Raw genomic sequence first — 245 nt, forward strand, 5'->3', positions numbered from 1 at the left:
CGGCAGAGAACCCCTGTTCCTACTCGCCACCGGCCTGCTCGCCGCCGGGGCGCAGAACGGCCTCATGACCGGGAACGGCGCCATCCTGTTCGGCCTGGCGCTGCTCGTCACCACCCTATGGCTGCTGCGGCATGACATTGCCCTCCTGAACGTCCGCAGGACGGGGCAGACCCGTTTCATGGCGGCCTGTATGCTGGCCGGCTACGCCTGGCTTGGCTTCGCCGGGGTGGTGCTGATCGTATTCC

Annotated in this window: 1 pseudogene; it reads left to right on the forward strand. The window is 67.8% G+C overall.

The features are described 5' to 3' along the window. Nucleotides 1-245: pseudogene (locus tag KBI52_RS00170) on the forward strand (hypothetical protein); the annotation flags it as partial.

Origin of the sequence: Microvirga sp. HBU67558, from assembly GCF_018069605.1 — a bacterium.
GTDB classification, from domain to species: Bacteria; Pseudomonadota; Alphaproteobacteria; order Rhizobiales; family Beijerinckiaceae; genus Microvirga; species Microvirga terrae.